The organism is Bradyrhizobium sp. LMG 9283 (genome assembly GCF_045571415.1).
Taxonomy (GTDB): Bacteria; Pseudomonadota; Alphaproteobacteria; order Rhizobiales; family Xanthobacteraceae; genus Bradyrhizobium.
In genome coordinates this window covers 5,753,483-5,770,607 of the sequence record NZ_CP120691.1, presented here as the reverse complement: position 1 = coordinate 5,770,607, position 17,125 = coordinate 5,753,483, and the positions used below count along the sequence as shown (strand labels likewise).

The following is a 17,125-nucleotide window of genomic DNA, read 5'->3' as shown; positions in this document are numbered from 1 at the left end:
CTTGGCGTCCGCGGAGCACGCTTTCTTCCCTTTCTCCCTTTGTCATCGCGGCGCCATCAATGCCTCACCCCTTCGTCAGCCTGTACTGCCCCAGATCCGGATCGTGCGTCATCCGCCAATAATCCACGAACCGCCACGGCATCGCCGAGAACACGCGGCCGCTTGAATTGCGGTAATACGTTGTCATGCCCGGATGGGTCCAGATCATGGCCTCGTGCTCGGCATCGACCTTGCGGACATAGTCATCGAGCACGTCCTGGCGGACGTCGATCGCGGCGACGTTCTGCTCGATCATGCTGGCGAGACACGCCGAGATGTAGCGGCTCTGGCATTCCGACTGGAAGATGACGCTGCCGCCATGCGCGGGCCCCGAGTTCGGGCCGAGCATGCAGAAGAAATTTGGAAAGCCCGGCACGGTGAGGCCGAGGAACGCGGTCGGGTTGTCGTTGCGCCAGGCTTGGCGCAAATCCTTGCCATCGCGGCCGCATATGTTGAGGCGCGCCGCCATCTCGGTGACCTTGAATCCGGTGGCGACAACGATAATGTCGGCCGGGCGCTGCTTGCCGTCGGCGGTGACGATGCCGCTTGCGTCGAAACGATCGATCGTGTCGGTGACGAGCTCGACGTTCGGCCGTGTCAAGGTCTTGAACCAGTTGTTGTCGAGCAGGATCCGTTTGCCATAAGGCGGATAGGTCGGCACGCATTTCTCGATCAGGTCCGGTCGGCCCTGCAGCTCCGAGAGGATGAAGTCCGTCAGCTCCTGCCGATGCCGGTCGTTGCCCTTGTTGACAGCGCGCTCCGGGTGCGGCCAGGCCGGGTCCTTGCGCAGGAACGGCAGCAGGCCGTCGCCATAGCGCCAGAACATGTTGAAGCGGTACCACTGCACATAGAACGGCAGATGCGCGAGCAGCCAACGCGCGCCCTCGCTGATCGGATCGGAATAGCCTTTCACCGGTCGTGCCCATTGCGCGCTGCGCTGATAGACCGTGACGGAGGCGACGCGACCGACGATCGAGGGCACCAGTTGCATCGAGGTCGCGCCGGTGCCGATCACGGCGACATGCTTGCCGTCGACGTTGATGCCGTCCGACCAAAGTGCCGAATGCAGTATCGTTCCTTCGAACTTCTCCTCGCCTTTAAAGCGCGCGCGGGAGGGATCGTTGAGCTGGCCGATGGCTGAGACCAGCGCGGTGGATTCGAAGGTCTCTTCGCCGTCCCCGGTCTTCAGCGTCGAAATCCAGCGCCGCTTGCCCTCGTCCCAGCGTGACGAGGTCAGCTCGGTGTTGACGCGCAGATGCTTGCGGATGCCGTATTCGTCCGCGACCTTCAGCAAATAGCCGAGCAGCTCCTCACGCTGGCAGAAGTAGCGCGTCCACGCATTGCGCGAGCCGAACGAATAGGAATAGGAATGGTTCGGCGTATCGACGCCGCAGCCGGGATAGCGGTTGATCCACCAGGTACCGCCGAGCTCGGCGTTCTTCTCGACGATGGTGTAGGGGATGCCGAGATGGCCGAGTGCCACGCCGAGCGCGATGGCGCAGACGCCGGCGCCGACGATCAGCACGTGCTGTTCTGCAACCTTCTCGTCGGAAGGGCGCGTCGTCCAGCGCGCCTCGCGCGGCACAAAGCCCATCTCCTCGCGCATCAGGGGCGCGTATTCAGGCGCGACGTTCTCGCCGAGGCAGGCGCGCATCATCTTGAGCAGCAATTCCGCGCCAGGGTCGGTGATGACAGGCTTTGGCGTGCCGTCGGCAAACAGCTCGACCACGGCGGCGCGGATTTCGTCCTGGATCGCCTTTGGCACGCCGGCCTCGGGATCGGGAATGAGGCGGATGTCGCGCTTGGGCAAATACGGCGGCTCGAGCCATTTTTCGTCACCCGTCATGTGCACCAGCACCATCAGCAGGCAGCGGATATCGCCCTCGGCGATAGCAGAGGCGAGGTCGAGCGGCTTGTGCGGAGATTCGATGTTCATGGCGTATCCTGATCTCCGGGTGAGCTGAAGAGGCCGCGCGTCATCAGCTTGCGATAGGCGGAGATGACGTGATCGGGGACGGCCGTGACGCCGCCTTGCGAATAGGAATAGCGGCGACTGAGATAGCCGCGCGCGCCCATCAGCATGTGGACGATCGCCTCGAATTCCTCATCGCTGTAATCCTCGATCGCGCCGGCAAGACGAGCCCGGCGCAGGATGCGGACATAGGCGACCGAGATGTTGTCGAGATGCTTCTGGTAACCGATCGGTGCAAAGAACTCGGCCTCGTTGAGGATGCGCAGGAATTCCGGAACCTCGCGGATGAAGTCGAAGAAGGCGGAGAAGCGCTCGATCTCCTGCCGCGCCGCGTGCGCATTGCCGGTGCGGGCGCGGATGAACGCGACCATGCCGAGGCCGATCTTGGGCAGCAGCTGATCGAGCAGCTCCTGGCGGTTCTCGAAATGATTGTAGAAGGTGCCTTGCGCGACACCGGCCTGCTCGGTGATGCGGGCCACGGAGGCTTCGGCATAGCCATATTTGCCGACGACTTTCGTCGCGGCGTCGAAGATCTTCTGCTTGGTCCAGGCGTTGCGCTCGACCCGGTTGAGCTTTGTCACCTTGGCGTTCACTTGCGTCATTCAGACGTCTCCAGCTCGGCGCGCAGCACGCGCTTGAGAATCTTTCCGCTTGGGTTGCGCGGCAGGCTGTCGCGAATGATCAGCTGTTTCGGCACCTTGAAGCTCGCCAGCCGCGTGCGGCAGTGCTCCGTGAGGGCAGGGAGCTCGAGGCTTGCGCCTTCGGCGAGCACAACGATCGCGACCGGGCGCTCGCCCCAGTACGCATCGGAGAGGCCAATCACCGCAACCTCGCGTACCTCAGGCAGATCGTAGATGACGCGTTCGACCTCGGAGGATGCGATGTTCTCGCCGCCGGAGATGATCATGTCCTTCTTGCGGTCGGTCAGGTAGAGAAAACCCTCGTCGTCGAGATAGCCGACGTCGCCGCTGCGAAACCAGTCGCCGAAGAACGCAGAAGCCGTCTTTTCCGGATCCTTCCAATAGCCGCGCGTGATCTTTGGTCCGCGCAGGCAGATCTCGCCATTGACGTTCGGCGGCAGCGTCCTGCCGTCCTCGTCGCGGATTTCGATTTCGACATGGGCAATGGCGCGGCCCGTGGAGCCGATCTTCTCGATCTCGCGGCCGGCCTCCATGAAAGTGTCGCCGCCGACGGTCTCGGTGAGGCCATAGGCGTCGATGTAACGCGCGTTGCGGAAGTATTCGGAGAAGGCGCGAATGCGTACCTCCGGTGTCTTCTCGCCGCCGCCGATCGCCCATTTCAGGCTGGAGACGTCGTAGCGATCGCGGGTGGGGCAGGTCAGCATCGCCGTGGTCATGACCGGAGCGAACCAGGCGGCGTTGAGCTTATCCTCGGCGATCGCCGCGAGCGCCGTCTCAGCCTCGAAATTGCGTTCGATGCGGATGAAGCCGCCTTGCCAGAGCACGGCGATGCCGGGCAGGTCGAGCGCGCCGACATGATAGAGGGGGCCGACGACGAGAAGCCGCGTCTCGGCAGTGAGGCCCAGCGCGATCGTCTGGTCGGCCGACTTCCAGTAGAAATTATCGTAAGAGAGCATCACGCCTTTGGGACGGTCGGTCGTGCCCGATGTGTACATCAGCCGCATCAGGTCTGCTGGCTGGCGCACATGCATCGGTGCGGGCGCAGCATTGCCCGCGAGACGCGTGACGCTTTGCTGCGCGGCTTCGTCGAGCACGACGATCCTCGCGCCCGCGGCATTTGCCGCCAATTCCTCATCGACGATCAGCAGGCGCGCGCCGGCATTGCCGACGATGTAGTCGACCTCGTCGCGCGAGAGGCGGAAGTTGATCGGCAGGAACACCGCGCCGAGATGGCTTGTCGCGAAGAGGAGCTCAAGAAAGGCCGCGCTGTTCTTCATCAGCACGGCCACGACATTACCGGCACCGATGTCTTGGGCGGCGAGCCGTCCGGCGACCTTGCGGACGCGTGCATCAAGGACGGCGTAGGGAATCTCCTCGCCGCGATATTTCAGCGCGGGCCGCGCCGGGGTGCGCCGGGCGTGAAAGGAGATGAAGCTCGACAGATTGATCATTTTCGCTGGTTTCGGGCCGATCGCCGCTTGTTTGCTCTGCTATGAATTCTGACTCATAATTCATTTTTGGCTTGACGTCACCCCCTGCGTCTGAAATCCTTGGGAATACGGAGACGGGACGATCTCCGGCAAGGGACCAGGAAAACGCCGACCCGAAAGAGGGAGGGGAAAATGAAGAGAACCCGCACGCCGGGCATCAGCCGCCGTTCAACACTGGCGCTGATGGGCGCCGGTGCGATGACATTTGCCGCGCCCTGGGTGGCGCGCGCCCAGGCCAAAACCATCAAGATCGGCATGCCGACGATTCTGTCGGGCCGCGTCGCGCAGCTCGGCACATCCTCGCGCAATGCGGTGATGCTCGAGGTCGAGAAGGTCAACGCCGCCGGCGGTCTCGCCGGCCGGCAGATCGAGATGGTGATCCGCGACTCCAAGGGCCAGCCGCAGGAAGCCGCCCGCGTCGCGCGCGAGCTCGTCAACACCGATGGCTGCGAGCTGATGATCGATGCCGAGGCCTCCTCCGGCGCCTTCGCGGTGCATGAGGTCGCGCGCGATCTCGGCGTATTCTGCATCCACACCAATTCGGAGACCTCGGCGCTGACCGCGGATCCCAAGCAGCACATCCCCAACGCGTTCCGTACCGCGCGACAGGGCGTGCACGACTCGATCGTCGGCGGCAGCTATGCCGCGGCGATCGCCAAGGCGAAGGGCCTAAAGAAATGGGCAACCTGCTCGCCCGACTATGCCTATGGGCGCGACACCACGGCGGAGTTCACGCTGTACCTCAAGCGTTTTGCGCCCGAGGTCGAGATCATCAGCGAGTCCTGGCCGAAGCTGTTTCAGCCTGACTACACCGAAGTGGTCACCAAGATCCTGCAGGCCAAACCGCAAGCGCTCTATTCCTGCCTGTGGGGCGGCGATCTCACGTCCTACATCGATCAGGCCAACATCTACGCGATGTTCGGCCAGATGGAAGTGTTCGCGGTCAATATGGCCGACTACACCGCGCTCACCGTGGTGAAGAACCTGCCCAAGGGCATCCACTCCGGCAACCGCTACATCAAGACCTTCCCCATGACGCCGGAGAATGCCGCCTGGGGCGATGCCTACAAGGCCAAGTATAATGAATATCCGACCAACTGGTCGTGGGAGAACGCCACCGCCATCATGCTGATGGCGGAAGCCGCGAAGAGGGCGAACTCAGCCGACGGCAAGAAGATCGCAGAGGCGCTGAAGGGCCTCACCATCAAGTGCCCGTTCGGCGCCGACGGCACCGTGACGATGCGCGGCGACGATCACACGCTGGTCGGCTACGCCATCGGCTGGGGCACCACGATCCCCCAGGAGCCTTATGTCCCCGAGGTCAAGGCCGGCGACTGGAAGACCATCTTCGAGCTCGAAGCCGAGTGGAAGAAGAGCAAGGGCTACACCTGATCTGATGCGCGGCGGAGGCGGACGACCGTTTCCGCCGTTTTCGTTTGGCCTTCGCGCCACATCAGGCGCGCTGCAATGAAAGTGCTCCCGTGGATCTCGACGCGCTCGCCGGCTGTCTTGCCAGTTCCGCCTGCCTGGTGACGCAGACCACCAGCGGCCTCATCATCGGCATGCTGCTGTTTCTGGTCGCGGTCGGGCTGACACTGATCTTCGGCGTGCTCAAGGTGGTCAATTTCAGCCACGGCGCCTTCTACATGTTCGGCGCCTATTTTGCGATGACCGCCTATCAGCTCACCGGCAGTTTTGCGCTGGCGATGCTCGTGGGCGCGGTCGGTACCGCGATCCTCGGCCTGGTTTTCGAACGTGTCTTCATGAGCCGCGTCTACGGTGCCGACGTGTTGATGCAGCTTCTCGTCTGCTACGCCTTCGTGCTGATCTTCGATGACCTGGTGCGCATCATCTGGGGACCCGAGTTCAAGGCGATGGGCATGCCGTCTGCGTTCCAGGTGATGCCGCTGTTCATCGCCGGCGGCGTGGTGCCGCCTTATTATCTGTTGCTGATCGGCGTCGCGCTGGTCGCGGCCATCGTGCTCGGCATCGGCCTGTCGCGCAGCCGGATCGGCAAGGTGATCCGTGCTGCCGCGCATAATCCCGGCATGGTGTCGGCGCTCGGCATCAACACCGGCCTGATCTATGGCGGCGTGTTTGCGCTCGGCGGCATGCTGGCGGGCCTGGCCGGCGCGCTCGCCGCCCCGGTGCGGTCGCTCACTCCCGGTATGGGATTTTCCGTGCTGATTGAATCCTTCATCGTCACCGTGATCGGCGGTATGGGCTCAATCCTGGGCGCGTTGATCGGCGCGCTGCTGCTCGGCCTCATCAGGTCGTTCGGCTCGCTCGGCTTTCCACTGTTCACGGAAGGGCTGATGTATCTGTTCATGGTGATCGTGCTGGTCTCCAAACCCACCGGCCTGTTCGGCAAGGAGGCGGCATGACCGAGCTTGAGGCCGGCCGCGCGCAAACCCTCGTGCCGGTGCGGAGCGGCGCCGTGCTGCAACGTTATCGCGACGTCCTGATCGCGCTGATCGCCTTCGCCGTGCTGGCGAGCCTGCCACTGTTCACAGGCAGCAAGGCTCTGCTGGATTTCGTTATTCGCTGCTCGGCCTACGGCCTGTTCGCGACCTCGCTCAACCTGCTGGTCGGCTACACCGGCCTGACCTCGTTCGGGCACGGCATGTTCTTTGGCCTTGGCGCCTACAGCTTCGGCCTGATCATGCAGAAGCTCGGTGTGCCGATTCCGGTGGCCTTCGTCGCGACGCTCGCGATCACGGCGGTGGTCGCGGCCGTCATCGGCGCGATCTGCGTGCGGCTCAAGGAGATCTATTTCGCTTTCGTCACGCTCGCCTTCCAGATGCTGATCCACTCGACCATTTTGTCTTGGGCCTCCTTCACCGGCGGAGACCAGGGCCTGCGCGGCGGCATTCCGCGCCCGGCGTTCCTCGGCATCGACCTGTCCAATCACGTCCATCTCTACGTCGCGAGTTGTGCGCTGCTGATCCTCGGTCTACTTGCGATGCGCCAGATCGCGCAATCGCCGTTCGGCTATACGCTGCGCATGATCCGCGACAACGCCGCGCGCGCGAGCTTCCTCGGCATCGATGTCTGGCGGGCAAAACTCACTTTGTTCGTGCTGGCGGCGCTGTTCGCGTCGATGGGCGGCATGGTGATGGCGCTGTTCGTCTCCGGCGCCTATCCGGAATTCGCCTATTGGACCATCTCGGGCGAAGCCATCTTCATCAATATGCTCGGCGGCGTCTCGACCTTCCTCGGCCCGATGGTCGGCACCGTGCTGCTGCTCCTGCTCAACGACACCGTGACGCGCTTTACCGAGTATCACGGTATCGTGCTCGGTGTCGTCATCCTGTTCTTCGCGCTGGGTCTGCGCAAAGGCCTGCTCGATTTCTTTGCCGAATGGTACGCGCACCGGCGCGAGACAGGCGAGGAGCGCTAGTCATGCTCGAGATCCGCAACCTCGCAAAATCCTTCGGCGGCGTGAAGGCGACCAACGACGTCACACTGGATTTTCCTGACGGCTCGCTCACGGCCGTGATCGGTCCGAATGGCGCCGGCAAGAGCACGTTCTTCAACCTGATCACCGGCGCCTTGAGGGCGGATTCCGGACAGGTGCTGCTCGATGGCGTCGATCTCGCCGGCCGCTCGCCGCCGGAGATCGTGCGTCACGGCATCGGCCGCGCCTTCCAGGTCGCCAGCATCTTCAAGTCGCTGACGGTGCAGGAGACCATGCTGGCCGCGGTGAGCGCGGACCAGCGCACCTCCGCGGTCCTGCACAAGCGCTTTCCATTGCCAGAGGCGCGCGATCGCGCCGAGCATGTGATGGAGCTGCTGGGCCTCGCCGGCAAGCGTCATCGCACCGCCGCCACTCTCTCCCATGGCGACCAAAAGCTGCTCGATATCGCGCTGGCACTCGTGCTCGAACCGAAGGTGCTGCTGCTGGACGAGCCGACCGCCGGCATGGGGCCGGAGGAGCGCTGGCGTATGATCGACAAGGTGCGCGAGCTCTGGGAGAGCCAGAGGATCACCGTCGTCTTCATCGAGCACGACATGGATATCGTGTTCAAGATCGCCCCGAAGATCGTCGTGCTTTGCTACGGCCGCATCCTCGCGACCGGCACGCCCGACGAGATCCGCAACAACAGCGCCGTGATCGACGCCTATCTCGGCACCGAACATGCGGGAGCCGCCGCATGAGCGCCGCCGTCATCGAAGTTGCCGATCTCGACGTCTATTACGGCACCAGCCAGATCCTGTTCGGCGTCGGCCTTTCGGTGCGGCAGGGCGAGACCATGGCGTTGCTCGGCCGCAATGGCGCCGGCAAGTCGACGACCATGAAGGCGATCATGGGCCTCGCGCCGCCGCGACGCGGCACAGTCAGCCTGCGCGGCGCGGTGATCTCCGGCCAGAAGCCGCACACCATCGCGCGCGCGGGTCTCGGCTTTGTGCCGGAGGATCGCCAGATCTTTCCGGAGCACACGGTCGAGGACAATCTCGTCATCGGTCGCAAGAAGGGACCGGAGGGCCAGGATGAATGGCCGGTCAAGCGCATCTATGAGGTCTTCCCGCTCTTGGAGCCGCTATGCTATCGCATTGCGGGGCGCCTCTCCGGCGGCGAGCAGCAGATGCTGGCGATCGCGCGCACGCTGATGGGCAATCCGGCGCTGCTACTGCTGGACGAGCCGAGTGAGGGGCTGGCGCCGATCATCGTGCAGCGGATCGGTGAACTGTTGCGGCAGCTCCGCCAGCTCGGCTCGACCGTGTTGATCGCCGAGCAGAACATGCATTTCTGCCTGGGCCTCGCCAGCCACGCCACCGTCATCGACAAGGGCCAAATTGTCTATGCCGCCGGGATCGACGAGCTGAAGGCCAACGACGCCATCCGCCGCCGTTATCTCGCCCTGTAAGCCGAGCGCCGGTGCCCAAATAGGGCTGAAGAAGAAAACTATTGCCGTGGCGCTGCCGCGAGGAAGGAGTTTCCCTTCCGGAGGGCAAAAACGCCAATCGCTTCCATTGCTGTTTGGGGCCGAAACGACGACATTTCTGCCAGAAATTGATGGATCGGCAGCTATGGAACGCACCGCATTTGAGCCCTTTGGCGAGCAGCTGGTGTCCGCAACGGACGCCCAGCCGAAATCGCGCGCCTCCAAGGTTCTGCTGCGGGCCGGTACCACGCTGTTCTGGTCGCTGGTCGCGGGCATCGTGCTGGCGCGTGCGGCCTTCTTCGAGCCGGGCATCTATGACGGCTTCAGCCGGGTCGCCTCGCTCGCCAAGAATCTGATCTTCTAAGGCCCGCCTGATCTTCCAAGCCTGATTATTCCAGGCCGAGGACAGAACTTCCCTCGGCCCTGATATGTCGAAAACATATTTCCCAATCGGGTCGCGCTGCGTATAAATCCTTCTCCTCCGGGAGAAATTTGTGTCGCAGAATCAAGCATCCAGCCCGGCCGATTCCAAGCCGGCCAGCGCCGTCAGCCGCATTGCGGCGCTGATTCCGGGCATCCTCCTCTGCATTCTCGTCGCCGGCGTCTCGGCCCTGCTGGAGCGGGCGGAACTGGGCGTGTTCGAGCATCCCTATGTCGAGGCGCTCGTGATGGCGATCCTGCTCGGCATGGCGCTGCGCAGCTTCTGGAAGCCGGCCCCGCGCTGGCAGGCCGGCATCGCTTTCAGCGCCAAGCAGCTCCTTGAAGTCGCGGTCATGCTGCTCGGCGCCTCTATCAGCTTTGCCGCCATCGCCGCCTCGGGCATCGCCCTGCTGGCTTCGATCGCGGCCGTCGTCGTGGTCGCGCTCTGCGTCTCCTTCGGCGTCAGCCGGCTGCTCGGCCTGTCGACGCGTCTCTCGATCCTGATCGCCTGTGGCAACTCGATCTGCGGCAATTCCGCGATTGCGGCCGTGGCGCCGATCATCGGCGCCAACAATGACGAGATCGCATCCTCGATTTCCTTCACGGCGATCCTCGGCGTGATGATGGTGCTGGGCCTGCCGCTGCTGATCCCGCTGCTGCAGCTGTCCGCCACGCAATACGGCATCCTCGCCGGTCTCACCGTTTACGCCGTGCCACAGGTGCTTGCGGCGACGGTGCCGGCCGGACTCGTCTCGACCCAGATCGGCACGCTGGTGAAGCTGATGCGTGTCCTGATGCTCGGCCCGGTCGTCGTCGGCCTCTCGCTGGTCGCCTCGCGCTGGCAGGCCGATGCCAAGAAGACCAATGTCGGCTTCTTTCGCTTAGTGCCGTGGTTCATCCTCGGCTTCCTCGCGCTCGCGACCTTGCGCTCGCTCGAGATCGTGCCGCCCACGGTGGTCGGACCGGTGACGAAGATCACAGGCTTCCTCACCGTGGTGTCGATGGCCGCCCTCGGACTCGGCGTCGACGTGCGCGTGCTGGCCAATGTTGGCGGGCGGGTGACCGCGGCCGTGACGCTGTCGCTGATGCTGCTGCTCGGGATCAGCATCGCATTGGTGCACTGGTTCAAGTGACGGAAACGAAGCTCGCGCACTCCCTCTCCCCGCAAGCGGGGCGCGGTAAGTCAAATCACATCCGCCAGCGAGTGTCCGTGCAGCTCGATGTTGAGCCCCTGCATGCCCATGTCGTTGATCTCGCCGCCCATCGCCTTGAGGCTTTCCTCGCGGATCAGCGACATCAGCCCGCGGCGCAGCGCCAGGAATTCCGACGACATCATCATGGATTGCTGCCGCGGCCGCTCCAGTGGAATCGGAATCTCCGCCTTGATCGAGCCGGGACGGGCGGTCATGCAGTAAACGCGGTCGGACAGGAAAATGGCTTCATCGATGTCGTGGGTGACGAACAGCACCGAGATCTTCAGCCGTTGCCACATATTGGTGAGGATCTGCTGCATGATGACCCGCGTCTGCGCGTCGAGCGCGCCGAAGGGCTCGTCCAGCAGCAGCACCTTCGGTCCCGTCGCCAGCGCGCGGACGATCCCGACACGCTGCTTCATGCCGCCGGAGAGTTTTTCCGGATAATGCTTCTCGAAGGCCTCCAGCCCCGCCAGCCCGAGCAGGGTGCGCGCGGCGCGCTCGCGCTGGGAGCGCGGCATGCCGCGCATCTTTAGGCCGAACTCGACATTCTCCCGCACGGTCTTCCAGGGAAACAGCGAAGATTGCTGGAACACCATGCCGCGCTCGGCGCTGGGGCCGTTGACACGTTCGCCATCGACGGTGACGATGCCCGTCGTCGGCTTGAGGAAGCCGGCGACGGCGTTGAGCAGCGTCGATTTTCCGCAACCGGAGGGGCCGACGATCGAGACGAACTCGCCGGGCTTCACATGGATTTGCGTATCGATGACGGCCTGAACCGATCCCTCGATGGTCTCGTAGGCGAGGGAGAAGTTCTTGACTTCGATATGGCCCTTCGACGTGTTCGCAAGCATCTCGCTCATGTCGACCTCCACGGCATCACCAATTGTCCGGCGCCGCGGATCAACAGGCTCGATCCGAGGCCGAGCACGCCGATCGCGATCATGCCGAGCGCGATGTCGGCGTATTGGACCAGCGAATAGGCCTCCCAGGTGAAATAGCCGATGCCGTACTGGCCCGAGATCATCTCGGCGGCGATCAGCGACACCCAGGCGACGCCCATGCCGACGGTGAGGCCGGTGAAGATGTGCGGCAGCGAGGCGGGGAAATACACCTCGCGGAAGATCGAGCGCTCGCGCGCGCCGAGACATTGCGCCGCGCGCACCAGCACCGGATCGACCAGCGACATGCCGTGCAGCGTGTTGACCAGGATCGGGAAGAACGAGCCGAGGAAGGTGATGAAGACGATGCTCTGCTCGTTGGTCGGCCACAGCATGATCGCCATCGGCACCCAGGCGATCGCCGGGATCGGCCGCAGCACCTCGGCGACCGGGAAGATCACCTCATGCACCAGCTTGAAGCGTCCCATGATGAGGCCAAGCGGCACCCCGATGATCGCGGCCAGCGAGAAACCGATGAGGATGCGCCGGCAGCTGAGCAGGATATGTATCAGGAATTTGGGATCGTGCATCGCCTTGGTGAAGCTCGCATAGACCGCGAGCGGCGAGGGCACGTTGGTGAAGCGCACGAAGAACACGACGCGATAGGTCGTGAGCAGATGCCAGACCAGGAGGAAGGCGAGCAGCGAAATCAGACCGATCGCGGTCGCGCGCAGCCGGCCCTGGTTCAGCCGGTACCAGCGCAACGCGAGCGTGCCGAAGGAGGGCGGTGTTGCGGGCGGCGTGACGACGCGCACAGGGCCTGCCTCTGCAATGGCTGGCATGCTGTCCTCGGGATGTCTGAGGATGGCGGGATTGCTCACGTCTTGCCTCCGCTGACTGCCGCCTTCACCGCTTCGTCGAAGCCGAGCACCTTGCCGCCGATTTTGGCCGCGTAGGCTTCGGCGTCCTTCTTCAGCAGGAACGGTGCGACATCGCCATTGCCGACCGCGAAGAAGGCCTGGTTGGCGAACAGCTTGATACCGCGGGTGGTGTCGAAGACGTAGGCGATGTTGATTTTCTTGCCCTTGGTCTTGAAGTCGGCGTACGCGCCGAGGGTGCAGGCGGCGGACGAGAAGGGCATGATGCCGGCGTCATCCACCCAGACCTCGCCGGCCTTGCGTGGATCGGCGATCGGCTTCTTGCAGAAGGCATCTTCGCCGGAGATCTCGTAATTCTTCGTGCTTGCAAGCTGCGCGTCGTAGTCGAGCTTCATCTCGGCATAGGCCTTGCGGATGTAGCTGTCGTCGACCCATTTCTTCGGATCGAACTCCTTCATACGGCCGAGATTTTGCAGCACCTTCACGTCGGCGGCGGCGGCATCGATCAGCGCCGGCTTGATCGTGGGATCGGTGGTCATGTTGCCGCTGGGGCCGAGGAAGATGTAGACCACTTCCTTGCTGATGCCGGTCCATTCCTGGATTTTTTCCGCAGCCAGCTTCGGATCGTCGCGCAGCCACTGGTTGGCGGCGATCAGCGCCTTGAAATAGGCGACGACGACCTCCGGGTATTTTTCGGCGAAATCGGTGCGGACCACAATGCCGTGGAAGGTCGGCAAGTTCGTCTCGACGCCGTCGAAGATCTTTCGCGCAAAGCCGCGGAACGGCAGCAGCTCGGCGAAGGGGACGAAGTCGGCGTGGGCATCGATCTTCTTCTCCTGGAGATTGGTCGAGCCGACCTCCGGGCTCTGGCTCACGAGCTGGAAAAAATCGGATGCATAGCCGCGGTCCTGCATCGCCTTCAGCACCATGCCGTGCGCGGCAGAGCCGAAGGGCACGCTGACGAGCTTGCCCTTGAGATCGGCGAGGTCGTAATAGGGCGAGTCCTTGTGGACGACGAGGCCGTTGCCGGAGCCTGCGAGGCTGTAGGCGGCGACGCCGATCAGACGGCTCTTGCTCTCCGGGTTGCTCTCGAAGGTGAAGCCGTTCACGATCAGCGGATAGTCGCCCATCATGCCGATCTGCAGCTTGTTCGCCATCATCGCGTTGGTGACGGGCGGCCCGGAGGTGAAATTCTGCCACTCCAGCTCGAACTTGATGTTGGCGTATTTGCCGTCCTTCGGCAGGTACTTTTCGAGCAGATGCAACTGGCGGATGACGACGCCCGCGGTCACCGTGTTGGTCGTGGTGTCCTGCGTTCCAATGCCGAGCGTGACGGTCTCCGCCGAAGCCGGCTGCGTGACGAGTAGCGCCAGCGACGTCACCGACATCGCGATCGAGAGCGTGGGAAGATGGCGGACCATTCTCATCCTCATTCGGTTGGATGTGCTGTGGTTGCCATGATTGGGTGAGGGCGCAGGCAGGGCAAATCCGGAGTGGCCGCCGCAGTCGATTAGTTGCCGGGAAAAGCTGATTGCATACTCCTTGAGCAGTCCTGCACTATAAAGCCGCTCGGCTGTGCATCGGCCATCGTCGCTGCCGTCCTTAGTCCGACGCCTGGCCGCGCATTTCCTCCAGAACGTCGGTCCGGCACACCACGATCTGCGACCGCTTGGTCAGGACGATTCCCTTCTCCTGCATCCGCTTCAGGCTGATCGTGACCCATTGCCTGGTCGCGCCGACCATGTGGGCGATGTCGGCATGGGTGAAGGCCGCCGCGATCACAGTGCCGTCGGCATCCTCGACGCCGTAGAGCTCGACGAGATGCAGCAAGAGATGCGCAAGGCGCTGTGTGATCGAGCGCGTTCCCAGCATCTGGGCCAGTGCCGAATAGCATTTGCCCTTGAAGGTTAGGCCTTCGATCAGGCCGATCGCAAGGTTCGGGATCTCTGCGGCAAGGATGCGCAGTTCCTTTCCGGGCAGGTGCACGACGCTGCAATTGCTGGACGCAACGCCGGACCATTGGTGCACGGTGCCCTCGAACACTTCGGGACCGCCGACGAAATTGCCGACATGCCAGTAGGCCAATGTGATCTCGCGCCCGAGCGGCGAGGTGTAGAACACGCGGATGCGGCCGCTCTCGATCAGCCAGATGCCGTCATGCTTGCCGCCCTGGCTGAACAGTGTCTGGCCGCGGTTAAGCACTTTTCGCCGGCCCTGCTTCAGCACCAACTCCCGCTCGCGCGGCGAGAGCTTGTCCATCAACGGTGGTGGACCGCCGATCCATTGCTGGTTCTCGGTGAGCAGCAGCGAGGAGCTGCCGGCAGGCCGCATCGCTGCTGGAACAGCCCCGCGAACCGCATTCGCCGCCTGCAACATCACCTGCCTCCGGAACGTTCAAATCGTTCTAAAGAGGAGCAATGTCCGTGCCAGATGGGGCATACCGTGAGGGTGGCGGGAAGGGCGGCCGGACGCCCGCCGAACCCGCGATCGTGACAGCGCGCGGCACATCTAGAGCTTGCGTTCACGTGGGATACACGTCAGCATGTTGGGTGTCGAACGCGATCCATATTTCAGTCGTTGGCCAGTCGTTTCTGATCAGGTTTTTGCTCTGAACCGAACGATTGGGAATGGCGCCAGGTCGGGCGCACAATTTTGATTGAAGCAGCCCTTCCTCGCGCGACCAGGATAGCCGTCAGATTGCTACCGCCGCGGAGATGGACATGGCGGAACCTTCGATTTTCATCGATCATCGTTACGAAGATCGCGTCGGCACGATCATTGAGGGGCCATCTGCAGTTTCTCGGCTCCAAACCACCGAACGTGCTGATGCTGGCGATTTAGGACGAATACAAAGAGCACGTTGAAAAGCTGCGGCCGAAGCAGAATTGAAGTTCAATTTTAAGGAAACGGAGGGAATTTATGGCCAATTTAGTCGAAACAAAATTGACGTCTGCCGGACCAAAACGAATCCTTGCCTGCGACGGCGGCGGCATTCTCGGGCTGATGAGCGTGGAAATTCTCGCCAAGCTCGAAAGAGACCTGCGATCAGCGTCCGGCAACGACAAGCTCGTTCTCGCCGACTATTTCGATTTCGTCTGCGGCACGAGCACCGGTGCGATCATCGCGACCTGCATCTCACTCGGCATGTCCACGGAGAAGATCCGCGAGTTCTATGTGGGCAGCGGTGAGCTGATGTTCGAGAAGGCCAGCATTCTCAAGCGCGCGCAGTACGCTTACAACGACGAACCGTTGGCAAAGATGCTTCGCGAGACGATCAACAAAGAGCTTGGATACGGCGCCGCTGACCCGCCTGCGGAGCTCGGCGACGCAAATCTGAAGACCCTCCTCATGGTCGTGATGCGCAATCACACGACAGATTCGCCCTGGCCGGTCAGTAACAACCCGCGCGCCCACTACAACGACCGCAGCCGTCCCGACTGCAATCTCGGTCTACCGCTGTGGCAGCTCGTCCGTGCCAGCACAGCTGCGCCGACCTTCTTTCCCCCCGAGGTGGTGGTATTCGCGCAGGGGACAGCCAAGGAATACAGCTTCATCTTCGTCGACGGCGGCGTGACCACCTACAATAATCCGGCGTTTCTGGCCTTTCAGATGGCGACCGCACGAGCTTACCAGATGAACTGGGCCACCGGGCGCGACCAGCTCCTGATCGTGTCCGTCGGTACCGGCAATGCGCCACGCGAGCGGCCGGACTTGAAGGCAGGTGATCTTTGGCTGCTCGACCACGCCCGTAACATTCCGTCCGCGCTGATGAATGCGGCCAGTGCCGGCTGGGACATGGCCTGTCGGACCGTCGGCGATTGCCGATATGGCGCGCCGATTGACCGCGAGTTCGGTCACGCGATGCATATCGACCCCAAAGATCCACTGCCTTCGACCCTTCCATCCCAGTTCACCTATGTCAGGTATGATCCGGACGTCACCGCGACGGGGTTGGCGGATCTGGGTCTCGCCAAGATTTCGCCCGCTGATGTGCAGGTGATGGACTCGGTCAAGCACATCAAACAGATCGGCGAGGTGGGTGCGGCTTACGCCGAAAAATACGTCCTTCCCTCTACGCATTTCCCAAACTTCGCACCCCCGCCTTAAGGAGCAGTGATGCCGCAGGACCAACAGCAGAAGGCCGTGATCGCCCTGGCGGGCCGCCGCATCGACGCACCGGACGCGGAGGCAAAGCGCTTTCCGCTGGGCGCGGTGCCGTTGGTCCGCCAGCGGCTCGCCGATGTATTTAGGCAGGAGCAGGCTGAGGCTTTGGTCTGCTCGGCGGCATGCGGGGCCGATCTCATTGCGCTTGAGGAGGCCGGGCGCATGGGTATCCGGCGCCGGATCGTGCTGCCTTTCGCGCCAGCCCGATTCCGCGAGACGTCGGTGACCGATCGCCCGGGCGACTGGGGCGGACTATTCGATCGCGTGATGGGCGAGGTGGGGCAGGCGGGCGACGTCGTCGTGCTCGATGCCGGAGACGGCGACGCGGCCTACGCGGCGGCGAATGATGCGATCGTGAGGGAAGCGCTCGCGCTGTGCCGTGCCGAGGCGCCGCCATGCCGGCCCGTTGCAGTCATCGTCAACGAAGGCAGCTCCCGCGGCGCGGGCGATGCCACCGAGCAATTTCGCGTCCTCGGATTGGCGGCGGGATTTGTGGAGCGGTCGGTCAGGACGAACTGAGATTTATATCATCCGGCCTGAACCAAGGCCGGCACGGAGGGG

17 protein-coding genes are annotated in these 17,125 nt (G+C 63.2%); 10 read left to right on the top strand and 7 right to left on the bottom strand.

Annotated features, from left to right (window positions below):
• Window positions 1–64: 64 nt before the first annotated feature.
• Genes P6U29_RS27380 through P6U29_RS27370 form a run of 3 tightly spaced genes read right to left on the bottom strand, consistent with a single transcriptional unit; the run spans window position 65 to window position 4,103 of the window.
• Entirely contained in the window at window positions 65–1,975 is a 1,911-nt protein-coding gene (locus P6U29_RS27380; RefSeq protein ID WP_407113235.1) for a flavin-containing monooxygenase, read from the bottom strand.
• Entirely contained in the window at window positions 1,972–2,613 is a 642-nt protein-coding gene (locus P6U29_RS27375) for a TetR/AcrR family transcriptional regulator (RefSeq protein ID WP_407113233.1), read from the bottom strand. The genes P6U29_RS27380 and P6U29_RS27375 overlap by 4 nt, the downstream gene beginning before the upstream one ends.
• Window positions 2,610–4,103 (bottom strand): AMP-binding protein, encoded by a 1,494-nt coding sequence (locus P6U29_RS27370; protein ID WP_407113231.1) that lies wholly within the window; start codon window positions 4,101–4,103, stop codon window positions 2,610–2,612. The genes P6U29_RS27375 and P6U29_RS27370 overlap by 4 nt, the downstream gene beginning before the upstream one ends.
• A gap of 171 nt (window positions 4,104–4,274) precedes the next feature.
• Between P6U29_RS27370 and P6U29_RS27365 the strand changes: the two genes are divergently transcribed.
• The 7 genes from P6U29_RS27365 to P6U29_RS27335 all read left to right on the top strand — a co-directional run bounded on the left by P6U29_RS27365 (window position 4,275) and on the right by P6U29_RS27335 (window position 10,581).
• Window positions 4,275–5,534, top strand: a complete 1,260-nt coding sequence (locus tag P6U29_RS27365) for an ABC transporter substrate-binding protein (protein ID WP_407113230.1) — start codon at window positions 4,275–4,277, stop codon at window positions 5,532–5,534.
• 89 nt (window positions 5,535–5,623) lie between these two features.
• The gene (locus P6U29_RS27360) at window positions 5,624–6,526 is read left to right on the top strand and encodes a branched-chain amino acid ABC transporter permease (protein WP_407113228.1); all 903 of its coding nucleotides are present in this window, start codon (window positions 5,624–5,626) and stop codon (window positions 6,524–6,526) included.
• Window positions 6,523–7,542, top strand: a complete 1,020-nt coding sequence (locus tag P6U29_RS27355) for a branched-chain amino acid ABC transporter permease (RefSeq protein ID WP_407113226.1) — start codon at window positions 6,523–6,525, stop codon at window positions 7,540–7,542. The genes P6U29_RS27360 and P6U29_RS27355 overlap by 4 nt, the downstream gene beginning before the upstream one ends.
• 2 nt (window positions 7,543–7,544) lie before the next feature.
• Window positions 7,545–8,300, top strand: a complete 756-nt coding sequence (locus tag P6U29_RS27350) for an ABC transporter ATP-binding protein (RefSeq protein WP_407113225.1) — start codon at window positions 7,545–7,547, stop codon at window positions 8,298–8,300.
• Window positions 8,297–9,010 (top strand): ABC transporter ATP-binding protein, encoded by a 714-nt coding sequence (locus P6U29_RS27345; RefSeq protein ID WP_407113223.1) that lies wholly within the window; start codon window positions 8,297–8,299, stop codon window positions 9,008–9,010. The genes P6U29_RS27350 and P6U29_RS27345 overlap by 4 nt, the downstream gene beginning before the upstream one ends.
• A 163-nt stretch (window positions 9,011–9,173) precedes the next feature.
• On the top strand, window positions 9,174–9,392 hold the full coding sequence (locus tag P6U29_RS27340) for a hypothetical protein (protein WP_407113221.1): 219 nt from the start codon (window positions 9,174–9,176) through the stop codon (window positions 9,390–9,392).
• A gap of 130 nt (window positions 9,393–9,522) precedes the next feature.
• Complete coding sequence (locus P6U29_RS27335) at window positions 9,523–10,581, top strand: YeiH family protein (protein ID WP_407113220.1); 1,059 nt, start codon at window positions 9,523–9,525, stop codon at window positions 10,579–10,581.
• A gap of 50 nt (window positions 10,582–10,631) precedes the next feature.
• Here P6U29_RS27335 and P6U29_RS27330 read toward each other — a convergent pair whose 3' ends face one another.
• The 4 genes from P6U29_RS27330 to P6U29_RS27315 form a co-directional block, all read right to left on the bottom strand.
• Window positions 10,632–11,504, bottom strand: a complete 873-nt coding sequence (locus P6U29_RS27330) for an ABC transporter ATP-binding protein (RefSeq protein ID WP_407113218.1) — start codon at window positions 11,502–11,504, stop codon at window positions 10,632–10,634.
• Window positions 11,501–12,403: an ABC transporter permease gene (locus P6U29_RS27325; RefSeq protein WP_407113216.1), complete on the bottom strand. Its 903-nt coding sequence runs from the start codon at window positions 12,401–12,403 to the stop codon at window positions 11,501–11,503. The genes P6U29_RS27330 and P6U29_RS27325 overlap by 4 nt, the downstream gene beginning before the upstream one ends.
• Window positions 12,400–13,821: an ABC transporter substrate-binding protein gene (locus tag P6U29_RS27320; protein ID WP_407113214.1), complete on the bottom strand. Its 1,422-nt coding sequence runs from the start codon at window positions 13,819–13,821 to the stop codon at window positions 12,400–12,402. The genes P6U29_RS27325 and P6U29_RS27320 overlap by 4 nt, the downstream gene beginning before the upstream one ends.
• 181 nt (window positions 13,822–14,002) lie before the next feature.
• On the bottom strand, window positions 14,003–14,776 hold the full coding sequence (locus P6U29_RS27315) for a Crp/Fnr family transcriptional regulator (protein WP_407113213.1): 774 nt from the start codon (window positions 14,774–14,776) through the stop codon (window positions 14,003–14,005).
• Between the two features lie 344 nt (window positions 14,777–15,120).
• Here P6U29_RS27315 and P6U29_RS27310 point away from each other — a divergent pair, with 344 nt between their 5' ends.
• From P6U29_RS27310 to P6U29_RS27300, 3 genes are read left to right on the top strand one after another with little or no spacing between them, the layout of a single operon-like run.
• Window positions 15,121–15,264, top strand: coding sequence for a hypothetical protein (locus tag P6U29_RS27310; RefSeq protein ID WP_407113211.1), 144 nt, complete (start codon window positions 15,121–15,123; stop codon window positions 15,262–15,264).
• Window positions 15,265–15,319: 55 nt separating this feature from the next.
• Complete coding sequence (locus tag P6U29_RS27305; protein ID WP_407113209.1) at window positions 15,320–16,507, top strand: patatin-like phospholipase family protein; 1,188 nt, start codon at window positions 15,320–15,322, stop codon at window positions 16,505–16,507.
• A 9-nt stretch (window positions 16,508–16,516) separates the two neighbouring features.
• A complete protein-coding gene (locus P6U29_RS27300) occupies window positions 16,517–17,083 on the top strand; it encodes a hypothetical protein (protein WP_407113207.1) in 567 nt (188 codons plus the stop codon).
• Window positions 17,084–17,125: the final 42 nt, after the last annotated feature.

What these genes read in the sequence shown, in the direction of transcription:
- P6U29_RS27380 (WP_407113235.1), bottom strand. Translation starts at nt 1,975, where the DNA reads ATGAACATCGAATCTCCGCACAAGCCGCTCGACCTCGCCTCTGCTATC.
- P6U29_RS27375 (WP_407113233.1), bottom strand. Translation starts at nt 2,613, where the DNA reads ATGACGCAAGTGAACGCCAAGGTGACAAAGCTCAACCGGGTCGAGCGC.
- P6U29_RS27370 (WP_407113231.1), bottom strand. Translation starts at nt 4,103, where the DNA reads ATGATCAATCTGTCGAGCTTCATCTCCTTTCACGCCCGGCGCACCCCG.
- P6U29_RS27365 (WP_407113230.1), top strand. Translation starts at nt 4,275, where the DNA reads ATGAAGAGAACCCGCACGCCGGGCATCAGCCGCCGTTCAACACTGGCG.
- P6U29_RS27355 (WP_407113226.1), top strand. Translation starts at nt 6,523, where the DNA reads ATGACCGAGCTTGAGGCCGGCCGCGCGCAAACCCTCGTGCCGGTGCGG.
- P6U29_RS27350 (WP_407113225.1), top strand. Translation starts at nt 7,545, where the DNA reads ATGCTCGAGATCCGCAACCTCGCAAAATCCTTCGGCGGCGTGAAGGCG.
- P6U29_RS27345 (WP_407113223.1), top strand. Translation starts at nt 8,297, where the DNA reads ATGAGCGCCGCCGTCATCGAAGTTGCCGATCTCGACGTCTATTACGGC.
- P6U29_RS27340 (WP_407113221.1), top strand. Translation starts at nt 9,174, where the DNA reads ATGGAACGCACCGCATTTGAGCCCTTTGGCGAGCAGCTGGTGTCCGCA.
- P6U29_RS27330 (WP_407113218.1), bottom strand. Translation starts at nt 11,504, where the DNA reads ATGAGCGAGATGCTTGCGAACACGTCGAAGGGCCATATCGAAGTCAAG.
- P6U29_RS27320 (WP_407113214.1), bottom strand. Translation starts at nt 13,821, where the DNA reads ATGGTCCGCCATCTTCCCACGCTCTCGATCGCGATGTCGGTGACGTCG.
- P6U29_RS27315 (WP_407113213.1), bottom strand. Translation starts at nt 14,776, where the DNA reads ATGTTGCAGGCGGCGAATGCGGTTCGCGGGGCTGTTCCAGCAGCGATG.
- P6U29_RS27310 (WP_407113211.1), top strand. Translation starts at nt 15,121, where the DNA reads ATGGCGGAACCTTCGATTTTCATCGATCATCGTTACGAAGATCGCGTC.
- P6U29_RS27305 (WP_407113209.1), top strand. Translation starts at nt 15,320, where the DNA reads ATGGCCAATTTAGTCGAAACAAAATTGACGTCTGCCGGACCAAAACGA.
- P6U29_RS27300 (WP_407113207.1), top strand. Translation starts at nt 16,517, where the DNA reads ATGCCGCAGGACCAACAGCAGAAGGCCGTGATCGCCCTGGCGGGCCGC.